The sequence below is a fragment of the Mesorhizobium sp. M1D.F.Ca.ET.231.01.1.1 genome (genome assembly GCF_003999155.2).
GTDB lineage: Bacteria > Pseudomonadota > Alphaproteobacteria > Rhizobiales > Rhizobiaceae > Mesorhizobium.
Genome location: NZ_RZOZ02000001.1, coordinates 764862 through 785554, shown reverse-complemented (window position 1 = coordinate 785554; position 20693 = coordinate 764862). Strand labels below are relative to the sequence as shown.

Sequence of the window (20693 nt, the reverse complement as noted above, 5' to 3'; positions counted from 1 at the left end):
GCTCACCGGGAGGACTAGGTTGATCGGACGGCAAGCAGCCGTGCATGCGGATCTGGTTCAGACCTCGATCGCGAAAAGCGACGCGGCCCATTCGGCGCTGGTCGCCTCGTGGCGGCGGTCCCTGCAACTGCATCATCTCGATCCCGCCGAGCGCAAGGCGCCCAGGCGGCTGACCGAAGGCGAGCTGAGAGAGGCGCGGCAGCGCATGGAGCAGTTGGTCCGCGCCGCCGAGGCGAGCCTCAACCGCCTCTATCTTGCAGTCGGCGGCGTGGGTTGCTGCGTGATGCTTGCCGATCGCGACGGCATTCCGGTGGAGCGCAGGGGTGCAGTCGCCGACGACGAGACGTTCGACGACTGGGGCCTGTGGACCGGAACGGTCTGGAGCGAGGACAGCGAAGGCACGAACGGCATCGGCACCTGCATTGCCGACCAGCGGGCGCTGACCATCCACCGCGACCAGCACTTTTTTACCCGCAACACGCCGCTTAGTTGCACAACGGCGCCGGTCTACGACCACGAAGGCAATCTGGCCGCCGCGCTCGACGTGTCGTCATGCCGTTCGGACCTGACGGAAGGCTTCGTCCAGCTCATCGCCGTTGCCGTGGGCGATGCCGCGCGCCGCATCGAGGCCGAGAATTTCCGCATGGTGTTTTCCGGCGCCCGCATCCTGCTCGCTCCGGTCACTGAGCGCAGCGCCGGCGCGCTCATCGCGGTCGACGCGGACGATCTTGTGATCGGCGCGACGCGCTCCGCGCGCCTCGCTCTCGGCATAACCCGCGAAACGCTGGCCAAGGGCTTGCTGGCTGCCGACGTCCTCGGCGATCCCGCAAAGGGCGCGGAAGTTCTCGACGATGCCGAGCGCGGCGCGCTGCAGCGGGCGCTGGCGCGCGCCGGCGGCAATGTCTCGGCGGCGGCCCAAAACCTCGGCATTTCGCGCGCGACGCTGCATCGCAAGCTCGCTCGCCTCAAAATTCGCCGTCCGCACTGATTTCACGATCTGACCTGTCGCAGATCTGCGACAGTCCGCCCCCACCATCGATGGACCCCCGGCTGACAAACCGCGACCCATCCGCAACCCTCTCCTCCTGACGCGCCGCATCCCGCGGCGCGCTTCTTCGGGAGGAAGTGATGAACAAGGTGGAATTCTCGCGTACGGCCAAGGTTCCTTTCGCCAAGCGCTACGACAACTTCATCGGCGGCAAGTGGACAGCGCCGCACTCGGGCAAATATTTCGAGAACATCTCGCCGGTCACGGGCCGTCCGCTGGGCGAGATCGCCCGCTCGGATGCGAAGGACGTCGAGGCGGCGCTCGATGCCGCGCACAAGGCCAAGTACGCCTGGGGCAGGGCCAGCCCGGCGGCCCGCGCGCTGATCCTCAACCGCATCGCCGACCGCATGGAAGAGAACCTCGATCTGCTGGCGCTTGCCGAGACGTGGGACAATGGCAAGCCGATCCGCGAAACGACGGCGGCGGACCTTCCGTTGGCCATCGACCATTTCCGCTATTTCGCCGGCGTGCTGCGCAGCCAGGAAGGCTCGATTTCCGAGATCGACCACGACACCGTCGCCTATCATTTCCATGAGCCGCTCGGCGTCGTCGGCCAGATCATTCCTTGGAACTTCCCGCTGCTGATGGCTTGCTGGAAGCTGGCGCCTGCGCTTGCCGCCGGAAACTGCGTCGTGCTGAAGCCGGCCGAGCAGACGCCCGCGACGATCATGCTGTGGGCCGACCTTATCGGCGATCTTCTGCCGGAGGGCGTGCTCAACATCGTCAACGGCTTCGGGCTCGAGGCCGGCAAGCCGCTGGCGTCCTCCAATCGCATCGCCAAGATCGCTTTCACCGGCGAGACGACGACCGGCCGGCTGATCATGCAATATGCCTCGCAGAACCTCATTCCGGTGACGCTGGAACTCGGCGGCAAGTCGCCCAACATCTTCTTCCAGGATGTGACGGCGGAAGACGACGATTTCTTCGACAAGGCGATCGAAGGCTTCGTCATGTTCGCGCTCAACCAGGGCGAGGTCTGCACTTGCCCGAGCCGCGCGCTGGTGCATGAGAAGATCTACGACAAGTTCATCGAGCGCGCGTTGAAGCGGGTCGAGGCGATCGTCCAGGGCGATCCGCTCGATCCGGCCACCATGATCGGCGCTCAGGCGTCCAGCGAGCAGTTGGCGAAGATCCTATCCTACTTCGACATCGGCCGTCAGGAAGGGGCCGAGGTGCTGACGGGCGGCGAGCAGAACCATCTGCCGGGCGATCTCGCCGGCGGCTATTACGTCAAGCCGACCGTCTTCAAGGGTCACAACAAGATGCGCATCTTCCAGGAAGAGATCTTCGGCCCGGTGGTGTCGGTGACGACCTTCAAGGACGATGACGAGGCGCTGTCGATCGCCAACGACACGCTCTATGGCCTCGGCGCCGGGATCTGGAGCCGCGACGCGAACCGCTGCTATCGCTTCGGCCGCGCCATCCAGGCGGGCCGCGTCTGGACCAACTGCTATCACGCCTATCCGGCGCATGCCGCCTTCGGCGGCTACAAGCAGTCCGGCATAGGCCGCGAGACGCACAAGATGATGCTCGACCATTATCAGCAGACCAAGAACATGCTGGTCAGCTACAGCCCGAAGAAGCTCGGCTTCTTCTGATCCTCCTTTAGCATGATGCCGAAAAGTGTGAAGCGGTTTTTGGACGACATCATGCTCTATCTCTTTGATTTAGAGCCGGATTCAGATTTCAGGCCAATTCGGCCTGAAATCATCCGGCTCTAGGGCCGTAGGGGGAGGGCGCGCCTGTCGCGCCCTCCCGCTCCTGGAGGAATATCCGATGGACGAGACATCCTTGAGCAAAGTGTCTGCCACGCCGGAAGCCGAGGCGCTGCTTGCAGAGATCATCGCCGATCACGGCCCGGTGCTGTTTCATCAGTCCGGCGGCTGCTGCGACGGATCCTCACCGATGTGCTATCCGCGCGGCGACTTCATGGTCGGCGATAGTGACGTGAGGCTGGGCGAGATCGGCGACACGCCGGTCTATATCAGCGCCGCGCAATTCGAGGCCTGGAAGCACACCGACCTCATCATCGACGTGGTGCCGGGCAGGGGCGGCATGTTCTCGCTCGACAATGGTCGGGAGAAGCGGTTCCTGACGCGCTCGACGATCTGCGCCGTGCCGGCGCCTTCGGGCGGTTGATCGGATAGCGTGACGGTTGGGGTAATCGTCGCGCTTTGTTGGGTCTTTGGCTCGCACAATGCGTGCCTTAGTGCTATGGCGCCGCTTTCGAACGGAAAAGCGTATCCATGGCAGGTGTTGAACAAATCACGGTGGAGGCCGGCGAGGCGGGCATGCGGCTCGACCGCTGGTTCAAGGTCCATTATCCTGGCCTTGGCTTCGGCCATCTGCAAAAGCTTTTGCGCTCGGGCCAGGTCCGCGTCGATGGCGGCCGGGTGAAGGCCGACACACGCGTCGAGCCTGGCCAGACCGTCCGCATTCCGCCGCTCGACGTCGACAAGAAGGGCGATGCCTCGCTCACCGGCCATTCGATCCGCAACCAGGGCGATGCCGACGTGCTCGCCAAGATGCTGCTGCACGAGGATCCGAAGGTCTTCGTCTTCAACAAGCCGGCGGGGCTCGCGGTGCAGGGCGGTTCGGGCGTCACGCGCAATGTCGACGACATGCTGGAAGCCTGGCGCAACCAGAAGGGTGAGAAGCCGCGTCTCGTCCACCGCCTCGACCGCGACACGTCCGGCGTGCTGGTCGTTGCCCGCACCCGCCTTGCCGCGATGAAGCTCTCGGAAGCATTCCGGGCGCGCGAGACGAAGAAAACCTACTGGGCGCTGGTCAAGGGCGTGCCGCCGAAGCGCGAGGACAAGATCTCGACCTGGCTGATCAAGGAGCAAACGCCGGACGGCGACCGCGTACGCATTGCCAAGCATGGCGCGAAGGGCGCCGACCACGCCGTTTCCTACTACCGCGTCGTCGAACAGGCGGCGCAGTCGCTGTCCTGGCTGGAGATGGAGCCCTATACCGGCCGCACCCACCAGCTTCGCGTCCACGCCGCCCATATCGGCTGCCCGATCATCGGCGACCCCAAATATTTCGAGGCCGACACCAACTGGGAATTTCCCGGCGGCATCCAGAACCGGCTGCATCTTCACGCGCGCCGCATCGTCATTCCGCATCCGGACCAGGGTGTCATCGACGTCACCGCGCCGATGCCGCCGCATATGCGCCAGAGCTGGAACCTGCTCGGGTTCGACGAACAGAGCACGGAGGACGACAATTGAGCAGCGGCGCCGATACGTTCGACCGGCGCGACGCGGTCGACCTGTCGGCCGCGGCCATCATGGTCGGGCTGACGTTGTCCTGGGGGCTGAACTATGTCGCCGCCAAGGTCTCCTATGCCGGCTACGATCCGGTCTTCGTGTCGATTGCCCGCTCGATCATTGGCGGGCTCTGCGTTCTCGGCTGGTGCCGGCTGCGCGGCATCAAGCTGTTTAAAGCCGACGGGACGCTGGCCGCGGGCATCGTCGTCGGCGTGCTCTTCGGCGTCGAGTTCCTGTGCCTCTATATCGGGCTGGAATACACGACCGTCGCCCGCAACACGCTCCTGGTCAACACCATGCCGTTCTGGGTCTTGATCGGCGGCCATTTTCTGCTTGGCGAGCGCATCAACATCCGCAAGCTCGGCGGCCTCGCGCTGGCCTTCTGCGGCCTGCTGGCCGTGTTCTCCGACGGCATCGTTGCCGGCAAGGATGCGACACTCACGGGCGATTTGCTCAGTCTCGGCTCGGGCATTCTGTGGGCGTTGACCAGCATCGTCATCAAGCGATCGAAGCTGGTCGCGACCAGTGCCGAAAAACTCCTGCTCTATCAGCTGGCGGGCGCCGCCGTCGTCGGCGCCCTGGTGCTGCCGTTCGCCGGCCCGCCGATCCGCGAAATCGCGGCACTGCCGACATTGGCTTTGATGTTCCAGTCTTTCTATATCGTCGCCTTCACCTATGTGTTGTGGTTCTGGCTGCTCACGCGCTATCCGGCGGCAGGCCTGTCCAGCTTCGCCTTCCTGTCGCCGGTGTTCGGTGTTCTGTGCGGCGCGGTGCTGTTGGGCGAGCCGCTGACGGTCAGGATTTTCCTGGCGCTCGGCCTGATCGCCACCGGGCTGATCATCGTCAACCGGCCGGCGCGCAGGCAGCCCGCACCATAGAGCGCCGTTTCACCGAAACGGCAAGCCACTCTATCTCTTTGTTTTGACGCAATTCCGGACGGAAAACCGTTTCACACTTTTCCTGGAATTGCTCTAAGGAGTTGGACATGCGCGATATCCTCGAAGACCTCGAAGCCGGAAAGCAGCTTTCCGATCCAGATCCGGTGCGCCGCGCCCAGATCCAGATGAAGACGCCGCTGCCGAAGCGCTTCTACAAAGCGGTGTCGGTCGTGCCGGTCGAAAACGGGTTTGCCGTCCATCTCGACGGCAAGCCGGTCCGCACGCCGGGAAAGGCGCTGCTGGCGCTGCCGACGGAAAGAGCCGCAACGCTGGTGGCGGACGAATTCTCCGCGCAGAGCGAGGTCATCGATCCGGTCACCATGCCGGTCATGCGTCTTGCCAACACGGCCATCGATGGCGTGACCGGCGATCCGCAAGCGGTGCTGGAGGATGTCCTGCGCTTCGCTTCGTCCGACCTGCTCTGCTACCGCGCCGATGGCCCGCAAGGACTGGTCGATCGCCAGAACAGGCTCTGGGACCCGGTCCTCGATTGGGCGAGGAGCAGCCTTGGTGCCCGCTTCAATCTTGCCGAAGGCGTCGTCCATGTCGAGCAACCGCGCGAGGCGATCGCCGTCCTTGGCGCCCATCTTGCCCAGCGCAGCGAGCCGCTGCGCCTGGCGGCGATCCATGTCATGACCTCGCTCACCGGATCGGCGCTGCTGGCACTCGCTGTCGATTTCGGTGAGATCGACGGCGAGGAAGCATGGGCGGCTGGCCATGTCGACGAAGACTGGCAGATCGAGCATTGGGGCCAGGATGCCGAAGCGGTTGCGCGCCGCTCGGCCCGCAAGCGCGACATGATGGCGGCGGTCGCTCTGCTCGAAGCGCTGCAAACCTGAATGCAGTCCCCCACTTTCGCATTGCACCTAATACGAAAGTCATAATCCCATCGTCGCGGTGCCTTTCGCCGCTGCTTTCTGCCATTTTTTCCGTCGTAGCTGCGTTCTTGAGTCCGCGTTCGGAGGATGCGGACGGTGGCGCGCAGCCATCGAGGACAGTCGGGATCAACGGGAGGATATATCGATGGTAATGGCTTCGACCGCCGGCAGAACAAGCCGCGGCATGACGCGGGAGGAAAAGAAGGTCATCTTCGCCTCTTCGCTCGGCACCGTTTTCGAATGGTACGACTTCTACCTTTACGGCTCACTCGCCGCCTTCATCGGCGCGACCTTCTTCAGCCCGACGATCCCGGAAGCGACGCGCAACATCTTCGCGCTGCTGGCCTTTGCGGCTGGCTTTCTCGTCCGCCCGTTCGGCGCGCTGGTGTTCGGCCGTATCGGCGACCTCGTCGGCCGCAAATACACCTTCCTCGTCACCATGACGATCATGGGCCTGTCGACTTTCCTCGTCGGCCTGCTGCCCGGCTATGCGAGTTGGGGCATTGCGGCGCCTGTGATCCTGATCGGGCTCCGCATGGCGCAGGGCCTCGCGCTCGGCGGCGAATATGGCGGCGCCGCGACCTATGTCGCCGAGCACGCGCCGGATGATCGCCGCGGCTACTACACTTCATGGATCCAGACGACTGCGACCCTCGGCCTGTTTCTGTCGCTGATCGTCATCCTGATCGTTCAAAGCTCCCTGAGTAAGGAAACCTATGCTTCCTGGGGCTGGCGAATTCCGTTCATCGTCTCGTTCCTGCTGCTCGCAATCTCAGTCTGGATCCGGCTGTCGCTCTCCGAATCGCCGACTTTCCAGCGCATGAAGGAAGAGGGCAAGGGTTCCAAGGCGCCGCTGTCGGAAGCCTTCGGCGAGTGGAAGAACGCCAAGATAGCGCTGCTCGCCCTGCTCGGCCTCACCGCCGGCCAGGCTGTGATCTGGTACAACGGGCAGTTCTACGCCCTGTTCTTCCTGCAGAACGTGCTCAAGGTCGACCCACAGTCGGTCAACATCATGATCGCCATCGCGCTGGCCGTTGGCTCGATCTTCTTCGTCGTGTTCGGCTGGCTGTCCGACAAGATCGGCCGCAAGCCGATCATCATGGCCGGCCTCGCTTTGGGAATTGTCTGCACCTTCCCGCTGTTCAAGGCGCTGACCTGGGCCGCCAACCCGGCTCTGGCTACCGCCCAGCAGAACACGCGCGCGACTGTGACCGCGGCCCCCGGCGACTGCAGGTTCCAGTTCAACCCGGTCGGCACGGCGAAGTTCACGACATCCTGCGATATCGCCACCTCGTTCCTGACCAAGAACTCGGTGCCCTACGACGTCGTGACGACGGCAGCGCCTGGCACGGCGGCAACGGTCAAGATCGGCAACGAGACGGTGGACTCCTATGACGCCGTCGCCGCCGGCGATCAGGCCAAGGCCAAGGAGGCCGTCTTCCAGAAGGCCGTCAACATGTCCTTGCGGGACGGCGGCTATCCGCTGAAGCGCGCCGCTGCCAAGGTGCCGGACCAGAAGCTTGACGCTTTCATCGCGGCCAATCCGGAACTGAAGCTCGACGCTGCAGCCATCCGCGGCGGCGAGAAGACGACGGTCCCGGCCGACAAGGCGGTCACCGACAAGCTGCTGACCAAGGATGAAGCGGCCGGCGCGCCGGAGATCACCGTCTACAGCATTCCGGGCGGCGGTCCCTTCGCCATGGTCGCCGATCCGGCGGCTGTGAACTGGCCGATGACGATCGGCATCCTGTTCATCCTGGTGGTGTTCGTGACGATGGTCTATGGCCCGATCGCCGCGATCCTGGTCGAGATGTTCCCCACCCGCATCCGCTACACCGGCATGTCGCTGCCCTACCATATCGGCAATGGCTGGTTCGGCGGCCTGCTGCCGGCGACGGTGTTCGCGCTGAGCGCCTATAAGGGCGACATCTACTACGGTCTTTGGTACCCGGTGGTGATCGCCGCCATGTCGCTCATCATCGGCATGATCTTCGTCAGGGACACGCTCGGCACCGATCTGCACGCCAAGCAGTAGCCGACCGATCGTTGTGCAAAACGCAAAGGCCCGGCGTGAGCGATCACGCCGGGCCTTTGCATGCAAAGCGTTGCTGCAGGAGATCAGCTCTTGCGCTGGTTCTCTTCCTCGATCGCAGCCTCGTGGTACCAGCTGTCGAAATCCGCGTGCGTATCGCGCAGCGAGGCAAGCTCTGCCGCGAATTTGGCCTTTGCGCCTAAATTTGAGGCAGCTCGACGCGCTGCAAGCGGGAACATCAGAATTTTGGCCGTGGGACGGGTGGAGACGATCTCCATTGGCGGTCTCCTTTCTTCTTCAGGAGCTTTTCGATTCACCTTTCCCGCAATGTAGGTTCTGCGATTCATTTAGGCAATATGCTCATAAAAAGATCAGTATTTGCCTAGTATTTATGCATATTCCGGTTCTGATTGATCTCAGCGCAATGCTGAGGCGGCTCAGCAAATTCCGCACGATCTCGTGACCATTTTGCCGCACCCACCGGTTCCCGAGTGGCACACGAATTGCATTTTAACGGGTCGGCAGGCCGGCTCGACCCGGCCATGCGTCGCCACCGTTTGGCGGTGATCAAGCAACGAGAGGCTCTAGAATGACCAAATACAAGCTCGAGTATATCTGGCTCGACGGATACGTCCCGACCCCCAGCCTGCGCGGCAAGACCCAGATCAAGGAATTTGCCGAGTTCCCGACGCTCGAGCAGCTGCCGCTGTGGGGCTTCGACGGCTCCTCCACGAACCAGGCCGAGGGCCACAGCTCCGACTGCGTGCTGAAGCCCGTCGCCGTGTACCCGGATCCGGCCCGCACCAACGGCGTGCTGGTGCTTTGCGAAGTGATGATGCCGGATGGCGTGACGCCGCATGTCTCCAACAAGCGCGCCACCATCCTGGACGACGAAGGCGCATGGTTCGGCTTCGAGCAGGAATATTTCTTCTACGAGGACGGTCGTCCGCTCGGCTTCCCCGAGACCGGCTATCCGGCCCCGCAGGGCCCTTACTACACCGGCGTCGGCTACAAGAATGTCGGCTCGGTCGCGCGCCAGATCGTTGAGGAGCATCTCGACCAGTGCCTCGCCGCCGGCATCAACCATGAAGGCATCAACGCCGAAGTGGCCAAGGGTCAGTGGGAATTCCAGATCTTCGGCAAGGGCTCCAAGAAGGCCGCCGACCAGATGTGGATGGCCCGTTACCTGCTGCAGCGCCTGACCGAGAAGTACGGCATCGACATCGAGTTCCACTGCAAGCCGCTCGGCGACACAGACTGGAACGGCTCGGGCATGCACTGCAACTTCTCGACCGCCTATATGCGCGAAGTCGGCGGCAAGGCCTATTTCGAGGCGCTGATGGCGCAGTTCGACAAGAACCTGATGGACCACATCGCCGTCTACGGCCCGGATAACGACAAGCGTCTGACCGGCAAGCACGAGACCGCGCCGTGGAACAAGTTCTCCTACGGCGTCGCCGATCGCGGCGCCTCGATCCGCGTTCCGCACGCCTTCGTCAAGAACGACTACAAGGGCTATCTGGAAGACCGCCGCCCGAACTCGCAGGGCGACCCCTACCAGATCGCTTCGCAGGTCCTGAAGACGATCTCGCAGGTCCCGACCGACGCGAAGGTCTCGGCAGCCGCCTGATCTCTTTCGCGGCGCGGACCGCTGGTCCCGCGCCGTGAAGAAAACGAAAAGGCCCCGGCGCAAAAAGCGCCGGGGCCTTTTTTTGATCGCCGATGGGGCAGGCCGCCCGTGATCGGTGGTCGCCAATGGCACCCGCATTTATCAAAGGTGCGGTTGCAGCCATGGACGACCGGGATAGATCCAAGCAATAAAAAGCCCTTGGAGGGCTCTCCTCCAAGGGCTGAACTTTCTATTCGATCAGAGCTTTAGACCGAGTAGTACATGTCGTACTCGACCGGATGCGGGGTCATTTCGAAGCGCATGACTTCCGCCATCTTCAGCTCGATGTAGGAGTCGATCTGATCGTCGTCGAAGACGCCGCCGGCCTTCAGGAAGCCTCGGTCCTTGTCGAGACTCTGCAGCGCCTCGCGCAGCGAGCCGCAGACGGTCGGGATTTTCTTCAGCTCCTTCGGCGGCAGGTCGTAGAGATCCTTGTCCATCGGCTGTCCGGGATGGATCTTGTTCTTGATGCCGTCGAGGCCGGCCATCAGCATGGCGGCGAAGCCGAGATAGGGGTTCGCGCCCGGATCGGGGAAGCGGACCTCGACGCGCTTCGACTTCGGCGAGGAGCCGAACGGGATGCGGCAGGAGGCCGAGCGGTTGCGCGCCGAATAGGCGAGCAGCACCGGCGCTTCATACCCCGGCACCAGACGCTTGTAGGAGTTGGTGAGCGGGTTGGTGAAGGCGTTGATGGCCTTGGCGTGCTTGATGATGCCGCCGATATAATAGAGGCAGGTTTCCGATAGGCCGGCATACTCGTTGCCGGCGAAGGTCGGCTTGCCGCCCTTCCAGATCGACTGGTGGACATGCATGCCCGAGCCGTTGTCGCCGAACACCGGCTTCGGCATGAAGGTGGCCGTCTTGCCATAGGCATTGGCGACCTGGTGCACGACATACTTGTAGATCAGCATCTTGTCGGCGTTGCGCACCAGCGTGTCGAACTTGATGCCGAGCTCGTGCTGGGCAGCGGCAACCTCATGATGGTGCTTTTCGACGCGCACGCCCATCTCGGCGAGCACGGTCAGCATCTCCGAACGCATGTCCTGGGCGGAATCGATCGGCGGCACAGGGAAATAGCCGCCCTTGATGCGCGGACGATGGCCAAGGTTGCCGGTCTCGTAGTCGGTGTCGTCGTTGGACGGAAGTTCGGTCGAGTCCAGGCGGAAGCCGGTGTTGTAGGGGTCGGCCTTGTACTTGACGTCGTCGAAAACGAAGAACTCGGCTTCCGGGCCGACATAGATGGTGTCGCCGATACCCTCCGACTTCATGTAGGCCTCGGCCTTCTTCGCCGTGCCGCGCGGGTCGCGGTTATAGGCCTCGCCCGAGATCGGATCGAGAATGTCGCACAGGATGACCATGGTCGACTGGGCGAAGAACGGATCCATATGAACGGTATCGGTGTCCGGCATCAGCACCATGTCGGACTCGTTGATCGCCTTCCAGCCGGCGATCGAGGAACCGTCGAACATGACGCCATCGGCGAACATGTCTTCCTCGACCTCGACGACATCCATTGTCACATGCTGCAGCTTGCCCCTCGGATCGGTGAAGCGCAGGTCGACGAACTTCACGTCGTTATCCTTGATCTGCTTCATGATGTCTTTGGCTGTCGTCATGTCATGTATCCCTGTGTGATGAAGTTTTTTGATGATGACGGGTCAGAAAAGAGGGGCTCAGACGGCGTCCATTCCGGTCTCGCCGGTGCGGATGCGCACGACTTCCTCGATGTTGGAGACGAAGATCTTGCCGTCGCCGATGCGGCCGGTCTGCGCCGCCTTGCGTATGGCTTCGATAGCGCCTTCGACGGCATCGTCGCCGAGCACCACCTCGATCTTCACCTTGGGCAGGAAGTCGACGACATATTCAGCGCCCCGATAGAGCTCGGTATGGCCTTTCTGCCGGCCGAAGCCCTTGGCCTCGGTAACGGTGATGCCCTGCAGTCCGGCCTCCTGAAGCGCTTCCTTCACTTCGTCCAGCTTGAATGGCTTGATGATCGCTTCGATCTTTTTCATGTAGAAAATGGCCTCCACTGCCAAAGAAACGGGTTGTGTGCCCCGCTTGCGCCTCCATCAAGCACGAAGCGTGCCAATTTCCGGTTGTTGAAGACGGTATCGGGCGATTCAGATGCCATGCCGCACCCGGATGCAAATTCGCGCCATCCGCTGCATTGGATGCGCCATCGACGCCCAAAGCCTATACATCGCTCCTCCATCCGTCTGCGCAAAAGTTGGGCAGATAGCGCAATTTGCAGGCAGATTCCCCTCCAGGCGCCGCCGCTTTGGGGTGGCGTTCGGCCGCCGCCGTTTGCTTCGAACCGCAAATCGGACAATGCTTGATCGGATGGAGATCGGCAATCCCATGCGCAATGAACTTCTTTCGCCGGCCGAGATGGCCGAGGCCGACCGGCTGGCGATCGCGGCGGGTCCGCTCGACGGCTACGGGCTGATGCGCCGCGCCGGCGAGGCCGTCGCGGCGGTTGTGCTCGCGCGTTATCCGGCGGCCAAACGGGTGCACGTGCTGTGCGGCCCCGGCAACAACGGCGGCGACGGCTATGTCGTGGCGCGTCTGCTCCAGGAGAGCGGCGTCGACGTCGCGTTGTGGGGTTCGGGTGAGTCAAGGGCAGGCAGCGATGCCGCGTTGGCTGCAGCCGATTGCCGGTTGGAGCCTCGGCCGCTATCCGCCTTCGTGGCCGCACCGGGATCGCTGGTGGTCGACGCGCTATACGGAGCGGGACTTTCGAAGGCACCGTCGGGTGACGCCGCCAGGGCGATAGAGATCGCAACGGATCATGGCTTGCCGGTCGTCGCCATAGATTTGCCTTCCGGCGTTTCGGGTGAAAGCGGCGCCGTCCTCGGCAGCGCATTTCTCGCAGCCGTTACGGTGACCTTCGCGCGCAAGAAGCCAGGGCATTTGCTTCTGCCTGGCCGCGCGCAATGCGGCGAGGTGCTGCTTGCAGACATCGGCATTGGCGACGGGACCATCGCTCAAATCGCGCCGCGAACCTTCGAGAATGCACCGGCACTCTGGCTGCCTGGCTTTCCGGTCCCAGCTGTCGATGCACACAAATACCGGCGCGGCCACGCAAGCATCTTTTCCGGCGGGCCGGCCGCGACAGGTGCCGCGCGGCTGTCGGCGCTGGCGGCCGCAAGAAGCGGGGCAGGGGCGGTGACAGTCCTGTCGCCGGCCAATGCCGTGCAGGTGAATGCTGCGCATCTGACCTCGATCATGCTGCGCAAGGCCGATACGGCTGCCGATCTCGGCGCGTTCCTTACCGATCGCCGCCCTTCCTCCTTTGTGCTCGGCCCGGGGTTTGGCATCGGCGAAAAGGCGCGCGATTTTGCCCTTGCGCTGCTCGGCGCCGACCACGCGCGCGATAGCGGCGTTGAAGGGCTGGTGCTCGACGCCGACGGCATCACCTCGTTTCGCAGCGAGCCCGAGACACTGTTCCAGGCAGCCCGCAGGTCCGGCGCGCCGGCGCTGGTCATGACGCCGCATGAGGGTGAATTCGGTCGGCTGTTCCCTGACATTGCGAACGATAAGGCGCTTTCCAAACTGGCCAGGGCCCGTGCCGCGGCGGCGCGCGCCAGTGCGGTGATCATCTACAAAGGCGCCGACACGGTGATCGCGGCACCAGGCGGCCGAGCGGCCATCAACAGCAACGGCGCGCCATGGCTTGCCACCGCCGGTTCCGGCGATGTGCTGGCAGGCATCATCGCCGGGCTCCTGGCGCAGGGCATGCCGGCGTTCGAAGCGGCCTGCGCCGCCGTCTGGATACACGCCGAAGCCGGCAGCCGGTTCGGGCCCGGCCTCATTGCCGAGGATTTGCCTTTGGCCATGGTGCCGGTGCTGCGCGAGTTGGCGGCAAGCGGGATGGCTGCCCGATGATGCGGCTGGCAATCCTCGTCGCGGGCGCCGCCATCGCCGTCTTTGGCCTGCGGGCGGCGCATGCCGCCAGTCGTCCAGTCACGATCGTGGACGATCCGCAGGTGCTCGCCAAGCTCGATGCCAAGGGCTTCGGCTTTGCCGGTATTTTCGGCGCCGGCGGCAAGGACGACCTGAAAACGCTCTACGACACGGCGCCGGCCTATCATGCCATCGTCGAGACCGTGGCCGCCGATGTCGCGGCACTGCGCGCGGAAATGAAGGCCGGCGGACGGCCGCTCTATGAAGTGACCGACGGCAATGTCGGCCGCATCATCGACATTCGCTGGCTGAAGACCAATGCCGCGCGCTTTCGGCTGGTCGGTGTCGTCAACCGGCTCGACCGGCGCGATTTCGCACAACTTGGCAAAGAGTCGAGCTGCGGCGAGGTGCGTTTCATCTACCGCCTTGCCTACAGCTTGAGGAAGAACGGCAAGGTTTTGGCCTCGCGGCTGCCGTTCAATTTCAATGCCGTCTACCGCGCAGCTCCCGACACCGACGGCGGCTGTGCGGGCGTTGCCGGGCGCTGGACGCCGCAGATCGACGAGGCGGTCGATGCCGGCTGGCTGACCGGCGGACCGCTGGAAAAAGCGGGCCTCTCCTTCAAGCAGCTCGAGCTCAACGCCCAGGTGGTGCGCTTTCCTTCCGGCCAGGAAACCGAGTTTGGCGGGCAGGCCGCCTATCTCATGCGGATTTTTGGCATCGACGCGACAGCCGTCAACGAGAAGCCGCTGGAAAACACGCCTGACACCGTCCGCCTTTCGGACGATGCGCAATTGAAAGCAAAGCTTGCCGATTATGTCCGCGCCAACGCCGCGGCGGTCGATCTCGGCGTCTACGAAATCCCGGATGAATTCCTGGCGAAGAAGGTCATCTCCTGGTCGACCTTCGGCAGTGCCAGGCAGGCCAATCATCCGTTCACACCACTGTTCGAACCCAAAGCGTTTGACGGGCTCGACTACTCGAAGTTTTCGCTGGTGCGCACGCCGCAAGCCCTCGTCGAGCGGCTCGACAACGGCGCCTGCCAAGGCTGCCACCAGGCAGGCTCGACCGCCGGGTTCCATTTCATCGGCCTCGACGACGGCACGACCTCGCCGCTCAACCGCATCGAAGTCGGCGTCTCGCCGCATCTGCATGCCGAGATTCCGCGCCGCGAGGCATGGCTGCAGGCGATTGCGGCGGACAAGGAACCCAACCGGTTTCGTCCGCTGTCCTTCGCGCCGGCTGCTGCCTGGCAAGATACCGGCGAGATCGCCTATACGCCGGCCGGGGCGGCGATGCCGTGCCTGGTGCCGGAAGACGCCGCCCATTTCGCCAGAACCTGGCAATGCGAAGGCGGCACGGTCTGCACGCCGATCGCAACCGCTGCAGGGGTCAAGACGAAACTCGCCCAATGCCTGCTGCCCAAGGACAGCGAGAAGATCTTTTCCGGTCATCCCTGCCTGACCGGCACCATTGCCAGCAACACCGCGCAGCCTTTCAACGACCGCTACAAGATCACCGGCCAGTTCGCGGCCTTCGCGCCCGCGATTTCGCGCACTGCCTATACCTGCCGTCCGCCCAAGATCGGCGTTCCGGGCGGCTTCGCCTATCGTGGCTGCGACGCCAAGGATCTGGCCTTCTCCGCCTTCAAGGCCGGCAAGCCGATGCCGAGCGAGATCTGCGGCCTGGTCGGCGGCAAGAAGTTCGATGTCTGCGTGGCGACCAACAATTTCGACCAATGTTTGGGCGGCGCGGTCAATCGCGGCAACCGCCCGGCCTGCTCTGCCGACCATTTCTGCCGCGAGGACTATATGTGCCAGTCGCTGCCGTCCGACACGCCGGGCGCCGCCAAGGTCAAGGGCATCGGCTTCTGCTCGCCGACCTATTTCCTGTTCCAGATGCGCATCGACAACCATGCCACGCCATGGGCGAGCGCCGCGCGGGCGAGCATGGGCGCGGGCTTTGGCGCCTCGGAAGAGGAGTAGGCCCTGCGACCCGGTTCAGGCGTCCCGCGGGCGGGACGCCACAGCGTCGGCCAGGGCTGCAAGCACCCGTTCCTCGCCGACACCGCGCGTATGGTAAATCCAACTCGGCGTCGAAATCGGGGGCTCGAGGAACCGGACATGGTCGTTAACCGGTCCGGTCTCGTAGGATCGGTTCGATCCGAAAATGAGCACGCATGGCGCCCCCAACGCCGACGCCGCGTGGCAGATGCCGCCATCCACGCCGAGGAAGACGGTCGCGGCGCCGATCTGGCACATGGCGTCGGTGATGTCGGGGGTCGATGTGAAGTCCACCGCCTCCGGCAGCGCCGCTCTGATTTGGGCGGCGGCCTCGCGCTCCCGGGGACCGCCAACGATCCATATCGACCAGCCGCGCCTAGCGTGATCCTTCGCGACCGAAATGAAACGCTCCGCTGGCCATGAGCGGAAGTTGCTGAATTCCGACGTATAAAGCGCCAGCGCCGGTCTTGCAGCGTCGATCCCATGCCGGACGCGCCAAGCCGAGATATCCTCGGGGGAAACCACCATTCGCGGCTGCGGCAATCGCGTATCGCCGCCAGGCTGCTTACCCGACATGGCAATCGCGCAAACCTGCTCGAAAAGTCTTGTCTTACGTGGGCCGAAAGCGACAAAGGATTTCAGCCATCCAGCCGGCAGCCGGTTGACGATGCCGAACTGGAACTCGCGCGGATAGCCGATGCGCTCGGGAATGCCCGCCAGCCACGGGATAAGGGCAGCCTTGGTGCTGCTGGTGAGCAGGTAGGCCGCCTGATAGTTCCCCCGGCGGAGTTCGCCCGCCAGCCGCGCCCGCTCCTTGAGACCAGGGTTCCAATGCTTTTCGACGGTCCAGGCCTTCCGGACATGCGGCATCAAGCGCGCCAGCGGAGCGGCGAGCGGCGAGGTGACGACATCGATCGGGTGTCCGGGAAACGCCTCGGCTATGATTTGAACTGCCGAATGGCAACGGATGAAGTCGCCGATTGCCGGCAAGCAGTACACGAGAATGGGGCGCAACGCGCGATACCTTTTCGATCCGACACAGCCGCCGCCGACGGCAGGCACGCCGGTTCCTTGTCACGGAAGCGCTTCGCCATCAAGGATGCGAGCGTAGAGTTCCAGATAGGCCTTCGCGGCTTTCGCGATCGGAAATCTGTCGGCGGCCGATTCACGGCAATTGTGTGCGCGCAGGCCTGCGATCTCGGCAAGGCCGCGGGCGAACTCCTCGTCGTTCTCAAAGAACCGGCCCGTGTCGGCGTCCACCGTCTCCGGCAGGGCGCCGCGCGGAGTGGTCAAAACGGGCGTTCCGCACAGCATGGCCTCGACCGGCGCATTGCCGAAGGGCTCTTCCCAGGCGATCGGATTGAGGAACGCCTTCGCCGCGCCGAGCAGGCGCAGCTTCTCCTCGCCGTCGACGACCCCGTTGAAGCGATAGCGGCGGGAGAGGCTTTTGAAGAAGACGCCCTCGCGGCGGGTCTGGCTTCGGCCCAAGAGCTTCCACCGCGAGCCGCCGGCGATATCGAGGGCAAAGTCGAATTTCCTGGCAAGGTCGACGGCGCGGTTCAGGCCCTTTCCGGCGCGCGCAATGGCCGCCATGAAGAGGAGGCGATCGTTCTTCGATTTGCCGAGGCGATAGTCATCGACCGGAAATCCGTTGTGAACGAAAGTTTTGCGACCATGCAGTTGGGCGTGACGGGCGCTGATGAAGCTCCAGTTGGGTTGCGGCCGCGGATAGTCCGGCAAATGGCCGCGTTCGGTGTTGAGGGTCGGGAAGGGAACCTCGATCTTCCAGGCATGAAGGTGGACGATCCGGGTGTCCGGCGGGATCGCCTCGCGGCATTCGGCGTCGCTCGCCGCATGCCGCACCTCGCATGATGGATGTGACGATCCAGGGCCCGCCACAAGGACGACACGGTGACCCAGCCTGACCAGTTCAGTGGCCAGCCAGTCGACCTGACGTTCTATCCCGCCATAGCCTTTGCATGGAATAACGCCCTTTGTGGCAAGGGTTATTAGCATTTCACCGTTCCCATCACACAAATGTGATCAGAGGTCGCTAATTGTCAACCTCCGGCGACGGGTTGGCTTTCAGGTGCAGGCGGCCGGCTCGGCCAAACGAGGGTTCTACCGATCCAGATGGTCGGCGACTCTCGACGTCCATTCGTCATCGAAATGGCGGGCTCGTTCGGCAACCGTCTCGCTGAGAAGCAAGGTCGATAGAGCGGTATGTTCGACCGGCTCGATTGTCGGCGGCGAACTGTATCCGAGTGCCGCGAGACGCTCCGGCCAAGGCGGATGATCGGATTTTTCATCGTCCGGCGCGTCCCAGGCCTTCTGTATGTGCTCTTTCAGCGCGGCACGATCGGAAAGCACGGAGGCGGCCTTCAGCATTCTTGCCAAAGGCGGCTCGGGTGGCGTCATCGACCCGAGCAGCTCGCGTCGCAGCGGGTCGTCGACCCGATCTTTGAACAGCGTGCCGGCTGCTCCAACCAAAAGCAGCGCCCGTGCGGTGTTGTACGAATCGCCGGTTCGGGCCGCATGTCGATCCGCCTCGATCTCAGCGTGGCGCGATAACCTTATTTCTTCGCGCCCAAGCGTTTTGGAGAGCGGGCTGAGCATCAGATAGAACAAGGTGCCGGACACCGTCCTGCCCGGCGGCGCATAGTCGAAGATCAGCTCGAAGCATTTTTCGAGTTCGGCCAAATTGAGGCTGCCATTTGTGTCTCTGTTTCTGAGATGCGCGTCCTCGTGGGCAAGGATGGCGGCAAGAGCGGCATTGTCGGTCACCGCGAGCAGTGGGATGCCGACGGCCAGGATAGACCAGCGGCCAAAGAGGCCCAGAAACGGCCGCTCTTCGCCGATGCTAGCATTCAGATCGGAAGTCAGGACGATCGTCGTCCGAGCCGCGCGGCGCGTGCCGGCAAGATCTTCCCAGATCTGCCACAGCCGTGGGGCCGCCTCTCTCGAAATGCCCTCTACCTTGCTTCGCCGAAAGCCCGCGAAGATCATTCCAATCAGCAGGACGAGAGCCAGCGTTGCGGCCGGGACGGCGACGGCCCCTCCTGCGATGACGACAAGCGGATGCTTGTCGAGAAGATGGAGCCACACGCCAAGCGGGACGAAGAGCGGTAAGGCGAAAAGCAGGACGGCAAACCTGCCGAAACGTTCGCCAGCTAAAAGAACCAGTCGCGACATCGCCGCCTCACAGCGGAATGTTGTCGTGCTTCTTCCAGGGGTTCTGCATGTCCTTGTTGCGCAGCATGCGCAGCGCCCGGGCGACACGGCGACGGGTGGAGTGCGGCATGATCACCTCATCGACATAGCCGCGCTCGGCGGCGACAAAGGGCGACAGGAAACGATCCTCGTAAGCCTTTGTGTGGGCTGCGATCTTTTCCGCGTTGCCGATATCCTTGCGGTAGATTATCTCGACCGCGCCCCTGGCGCCCATCACGGCGATCTGCGCCGTCGGCCAGGCATAGTTCATGTCGCCGCGCAGGTGCTTCGAGGCCATGACGTCATAGGCGCCGCCATAGGCCTTGCGGGTGATCACGGTGATCTTCGGCACTGTGGCCTCGGCATAGGCAAAGAGCAGTTTTGCGCCATGCTTGATCAGCCCGCCATATTCCTGCGCGGTGCCGGGCAGGAAGCCCGGAACGTCGACGAAGGTGACGATCGGGATCGAGAAGCAATCGCAAAAGCGCACGAAGCGCGCCGCCTTACGGCTGGCGTCGGAATCCAGCACGCCAGCCAGCACCATCGGCTGATTGGCGACGAAGCCGACCGTTCGGCCTTCGACGCGGCCGAAGCCGGTGACGATGTTCCTGGCGAAACTCGCCTGGATCTCGAAGAAGTCGCCCTCGTCGGCAACCTTCAGGATCAATTCCTTGATGTCGTAGGGTTTGTTGGCGTTGTCGGGAATCAGCCGGTCGAGCGACATGTCGTGATCCGTCACCGACTGATAACATTCGATCTCGGGAATCTCGGAGGTATTGGACGCCGGCAGCAGATCCATCAGCCGGCGCATCTGCAGCAGCGCCTCGACGTCGTTGTCATAGGCACCGTCGGCGATCGAAGATCTCGTCGTGTGCACAGTGGCGCCGCCGAGGCTTTCGGCCGTCACCGTCTCGTTGGTCACCGTCTTCACCACATCCGGCCCGGTGACGAACATGTAGGAGGTGTCGCGCACCATGAAGATGAAATCGGTCATGGCCGGCGAATAGACGTCGCCGCCGGCGCAGGGGCCCATGATCAGCGAAATCTGCGGGATGACGCCGGAGGCAAGCACATTGCGCTGGAAAATCTCGGCATAGCCGCCGAGCGCGGCGACGCCTTCCTGGATGCGGGCGCCGCCGGCGTCGTAGAGCCCTATGATCGGCGCGCGATTGCGCAGCGCCATCTCCTGCACCTTGATGACCTTTTCGGCATGCGCTTCCGACAGCGAACCGCCAAAAACGGTGAAATCCTTGGCGAAGATATAGACTGGACGTCCATTGACCGTGCCCCAGCCGGTCACGACGCCGTCGCCTGCGATCTTGGTCTTCTCCATGCCGAAATCGGTGGAACGGTGCTCGACATACATGTCGAACTCTTCGAACGAGCCCTCGTCGAGGAAGATTTCGATGCGCTCGCGGGCGGTCAGCTTGCCCTTCCTGTGCTGGGCCTCGATCCGATCCTTGCCGCCGCCCATGCGGGCGATTTCGCGGCGGCGCTCGAGTTCCTTCAGCACGTCCTTCATCGCTGCCCCCAAAAAGGAAAGGTATTTTGTGGTAATGGCGAGGGCAGCCAAGCGCAAGCGGCAGCGCTTTTCGATCGTGATTTTGCTGCGCTGCAACATAGCCTCTTGCATTTCGGGCCGGACTCGGCCATATGCGGCGGCATAGGCGCTTGGGCCGGGACTGTCCGGCTTTCTCCACGCATTGAGACTGGTTGCGTCTGTTTTCCCTCCTTCCGGCA

The 20693-nt window shown here is 63.4% G+C and carries 17 protein-coding genes; 10 read left to right on the top strand and 7 right to left on the bottom strand.

Annotation, left to right across the window (positions count from 1 at the left end; all coding sequences use genetic code 11):
• The first annotated feature begins 19 nt into the window (after positions 1–19).
• The 7 genes from EN874_RS03895 to EN874_RS03865 all read left to right on the top strand — a co-directional run bounded on the left by EN874_RS03895 (position 20) and on the right by EN874_RS03865 (position 8171).
• Entirely contained in the window at positions 20–988 is a 969-nt protein-coding gene (locus EN874_RS03895; protein WP_245513443.1) for a helix-turn-helix domain-containing protein, read from the top strand.
• 140 nt (positions 989–1128) lie between these two features.
• Positions 1129–2646 (top strand): aldehyde dehydrogenase, encoded by a 1518-nt coding sequence (adh, locus tag EN874_RS03890; protein ID WP_127424133.1) that lies wholly within the window; start codon positions 1129–1131, stop codon positions 2644–2646.
• Positions 2647–2824: 178 nt separating this feature from the next.
• The gene (locus EN874_RS03885; RefSeq protein WP_127424132.1) at positions 2825–3187 is read left to right on the top strand and encodes a DUF779 domain-containing protein; all 363 of its coding nucleotides are present in this window, start codon (positions 2825–2827) and stop codon (positions 3185–3187) included.
• A 107-nt stretch (positions 3188–3294) separates the two neighbouring features.
• The gene (locus EN874_RS03880) at positions 3295–4281 is read left to right on the top strand and encodes an RluA family pseudouridine synthase (RefSeq protein WP_127424131.1); all 987 of its coding nucleotides are present in this window, start codon (positions 3295–3297) and stop codon (positions 4279–4281) included.
• Positions 4282–4340: 59 nt separating this feature from the next.
• Entirely contained in the window at positions 4341–5198 is an 858-nt protein-coding gene (locus EN874_RS03875; RefSeq protein ID WP_127424516.1) for a DMT family transporter, read from the top strand.
• A 107-nt stretch (positions 5199–5305) separates the two neighbouring features.
• Complete coding sequence (locus tag EN874_RS03870) at positions 5306–6097, top strand: ATP12 family chaperone protein (RefSeq protein WP_127424130.1); 792 nt, start codon at positions 5306–5308, stop codon at positions 6095–6097.
• A gap of 184 nt (positions 6098–6281) precedes the next feature.
• Positions 6282–8171: an MFS transporter gene (locus tag EN874_RS03865; protein WP_127424129.1), complete on the top strand. Its 1890-nt coding sequence runs from the start codon at positions 6282–6284 to the stop codon at positions 8169–8171.
• An 83-nt stretch (positions 8172–8254) separates the two neighbouring features.
• Here EN874_RS03865 and EN874_RS03860 read toward each other — a convergent pair whose 3' ends face one another.
• Positions 8255–8446 carry a DUF2735 domain-containing protein gene (locus EN874_RS03860; RefSeq protein ID WP_127424128.1) on the bottom strand — a complete coding sequence of 64 codons (192 nt, stop codon included), beginning with the start codon at positions 8444–8446 and terminating at the stop codon, positions 8255–8257.
• 311 nt (positions 8447–8757) lie between these two features.
• On the opposite strand from EN874_RS03860, the gene EN874_RS03855 reads away from it, so the two are divergent.
• Entirely contained in the window at positions 8758–9798 is a 1041-nt protein-coding gene (locus tag EN874_RS03855; protein WP_127424127.1) for a glutamine synthetase beta-grasp domain-containing protein, read from the top strand.
• Positions 9799–10043: 245 nt separating this feature from the next.
• On the opposite strand, the gene glnA is transcribed toward EN874_RS03855, so the two are convergent.
• Positions 10044–11453 carry a type I glutamate--ammonia ligase gene (gene glnA, locus EN874_RS03850; protein ID WP_127424126.1) on the bottom strand — a complete coding sequence of 470 codons (1410 nt, stop codon included), beginning with the start codon at positions 11451–11453 and terminating at the stop codon, positions 10044–10046.
• 57 nt (positions 11454–11510) lie between these two features.
• On the bottom strand, positions 11511–11849 hold the full coding sequence (locus EN874_RS03845; RefSeq protein WP_006205430.1) for a P-II family nitrogen regulator: 339 nt from the start codon (positions 11847–11849) through the stop codon (positions 11511–11513).
• A gap of 346 nt (positions 11850–12195) precedes the next feature.
• Between EN874_RS03845 and EN874_RS03840 the strand changes: the two genes are divergently transcribed.
• Both EN874_RS03840 and EN874_RS03835 read left to right on the top strand, forming a co-directional pair.
• Complete coding sequence (locus EN874_RS03840; protein ID WP_127424125.1) at positions 12196–13722, top strand: NAD(P)H-hydrate dehydratase; 1527 nt, start codon at positions 12196–12198, stop codon at positions 13720–13722.
• Positions 13719–15725 (top strand): hypothetical protein, encoded by a 2007-nt coding sequence (locus EN874_RS03835; protein ID WP_127424124.1) that lies wholly within the window; start codon positions 13719–13721, stop codon positions 15723–15725. Before EN874_RS03840 ends, EN874_RS03835 begins: the two co-directional genes overlap by 4 nt.
• Before the next feature lie 15 nt (positions 15726–15740).
• On the opposite strand, the gene waaF is transcribed toward EN874_RS03835, so the two are convergent.
• The 4 genes from waaF to EN874_RS03815 all read right to left on the bottom strand — a co-directional run bounded on the left by waaF (position 15741) and on the right by EN874_RS03815 (position 20475).
• Positions 15741–16757 (bottom strand): lipopolysaccharide heptosyltransferase II, encoded by a 1017-nt coding sequence (gene waaF, locus EN874_RS03830; protein ID WP_127424123.1) that lies wholly within the window; start codon positions 16755–16757, stop codon positions 15741–15743.
• Between the two features lie 60 nt (positions 16758–16817).
• On the bottom strand, positions 16818–17759 hold the full coding sequence (locus tag EN874_RS03825) for a glycosyltransferase (protein ID WP_127424122.1): 942 nt from the start codon (positions 17757–17759) through the stop codon (positions 16818–16820).
• Between the two features lie 105 nt (positions 17760–17864).
• Complete coding sequence (locus tag EN874_RS03820; protein ID WP_189396739.1) at positions 17865–18749, bottom strand: M48 family metallopeptidase; 885 nt, start codon at positions 18747–18749, stop codon at positions 17865–17867.
• 193 nt (positions 18750–18942) lie between these two features.
• Positions 18943–20475: an acyl-CoA carboxylase subunit beta gene (locus tag EN874_RS03815; RefSeq protein ID WP_127424120.1), complete on the bottom strand. Its 1533-nt coding sequence runs from the start codon at positions 20473–20475 to the stop codon at positions 18943–18945.
• Positions 20476–20693 lie beyond the last annotated feature (218 nt).

What these genes read in the sequence shown, in the direction of transcription:
- EN874_RS03875 (WP_127424516.1), top strand. Translation starts at nt 4,341, where the DNA reads ATGGTCGGGCTGACGTTGTCCTGGGGGCTGAACTATGTCGCCGCCAAG.
- EN874_RS03845 (WP_006205430.1), bottom strand. Translation starts at nt 11,849, where the DNA reads ATGAAAAAGATCGAAGCGATCATCAAGCCATTCAAGCTGGACGAAGTG.
- EN874_RS03825 (WP_127424122.1), bottom strand. Translation starts at nt 17,759, where the DNA reads ATGCTAATAACCCTTGCCACAAAGGGCGTTATTCCATGCAAAGGCTAT.
- EN874_RS03860 (WP_127424128.1), bottom strand. Translation starts at nt 8,446, where the DNA reads ATGGAGATCGTCTCCACCCGTCCCACGGCCAAAATTCTGATGTTCCCG.
- EN874_RS03870 (WP_127424130.1), top strand. Translation starts at nt 5,306, where the DNA reads ATGCGCGATATCCTCGAAGACCTCGAAGCCGGAAAGCAGCTTTCCGAT.
- EN874_RS03820 (WP_189396739.1), bottom strand. Translation starts at nt 18,749, where the DNA reads ATGATCTTCGCGGGCTTTCGGCGAAGCAAGGTAGAGGGCATTTCGAGA.
- EN874_RS03815 (WP_127424120.1), bottom strand. Translation starts at nt 20,475, where the DNA reads ATGAAGGACGTGCTGAAGGAACTCGAGCGCCGCCGCGAAATCGCCCGC.
- EN874_RS03865 (WP_127424129.1), top strand. Translation starts at nt 6,282, where the DNA reads ATGGTAATGGCTTCGACCGCCGGCAGAACAAGCCGCGGCATGACGCGG.
- EN874_RS03880 (WP_127424131.1), top strand. Translation starts at nt 3,295, where the DNA reads ATGGCAGGTGTTGAACAAATCACGGTGGAGGCCGGCGAGGCGGGCATG.
- EN874_RS03885 (WP_127424132.1), top strand. Translation starts at nt 2,825, where the DNA reads ATGGACGAGACATCCTTGAGCAAAGTGTCTGCCACGCCGGAAGCCGAG.
- EN874_RS03835 (WP_127424124.1), top strand. Translation starts at nt 13,719, where the DNA reads ATGATGCGGCTGGCAATCCTCGTCGCGGGCGCCGCCATCGCCGTCTTT.
- EN874_RS03840 (WP_127424125.1), top strand. Translation starts at nt 12,196, where the DNA reads ATGCGCAATGAACTTCTTTCGCCGGCCGAGATGGCCGAGGCCGACCGG.
- adh (WP_127424133.1), top strand. Translation starts at nt 1,129, where the DNA reads ATGAACAAGGTGGAATTCTCGCGTACGGCCAAGGTTCCTTTCGCCAAG.
- glnA (WP_127424126.1), bottom strand. Translation starts at nt 11,453, where the DNA reads ATGACGACAGCCAAAGACATCATGAAGCAGATCAAGGATAACGACGTG.
- EN874_RS03855 (WP_127424127.1), top strand. Translation starts at nt 8,758, where the DNA reads ATGACCAAATACAAGCTCGAGTATATCTGGCTCGACGGATACGTCCCG.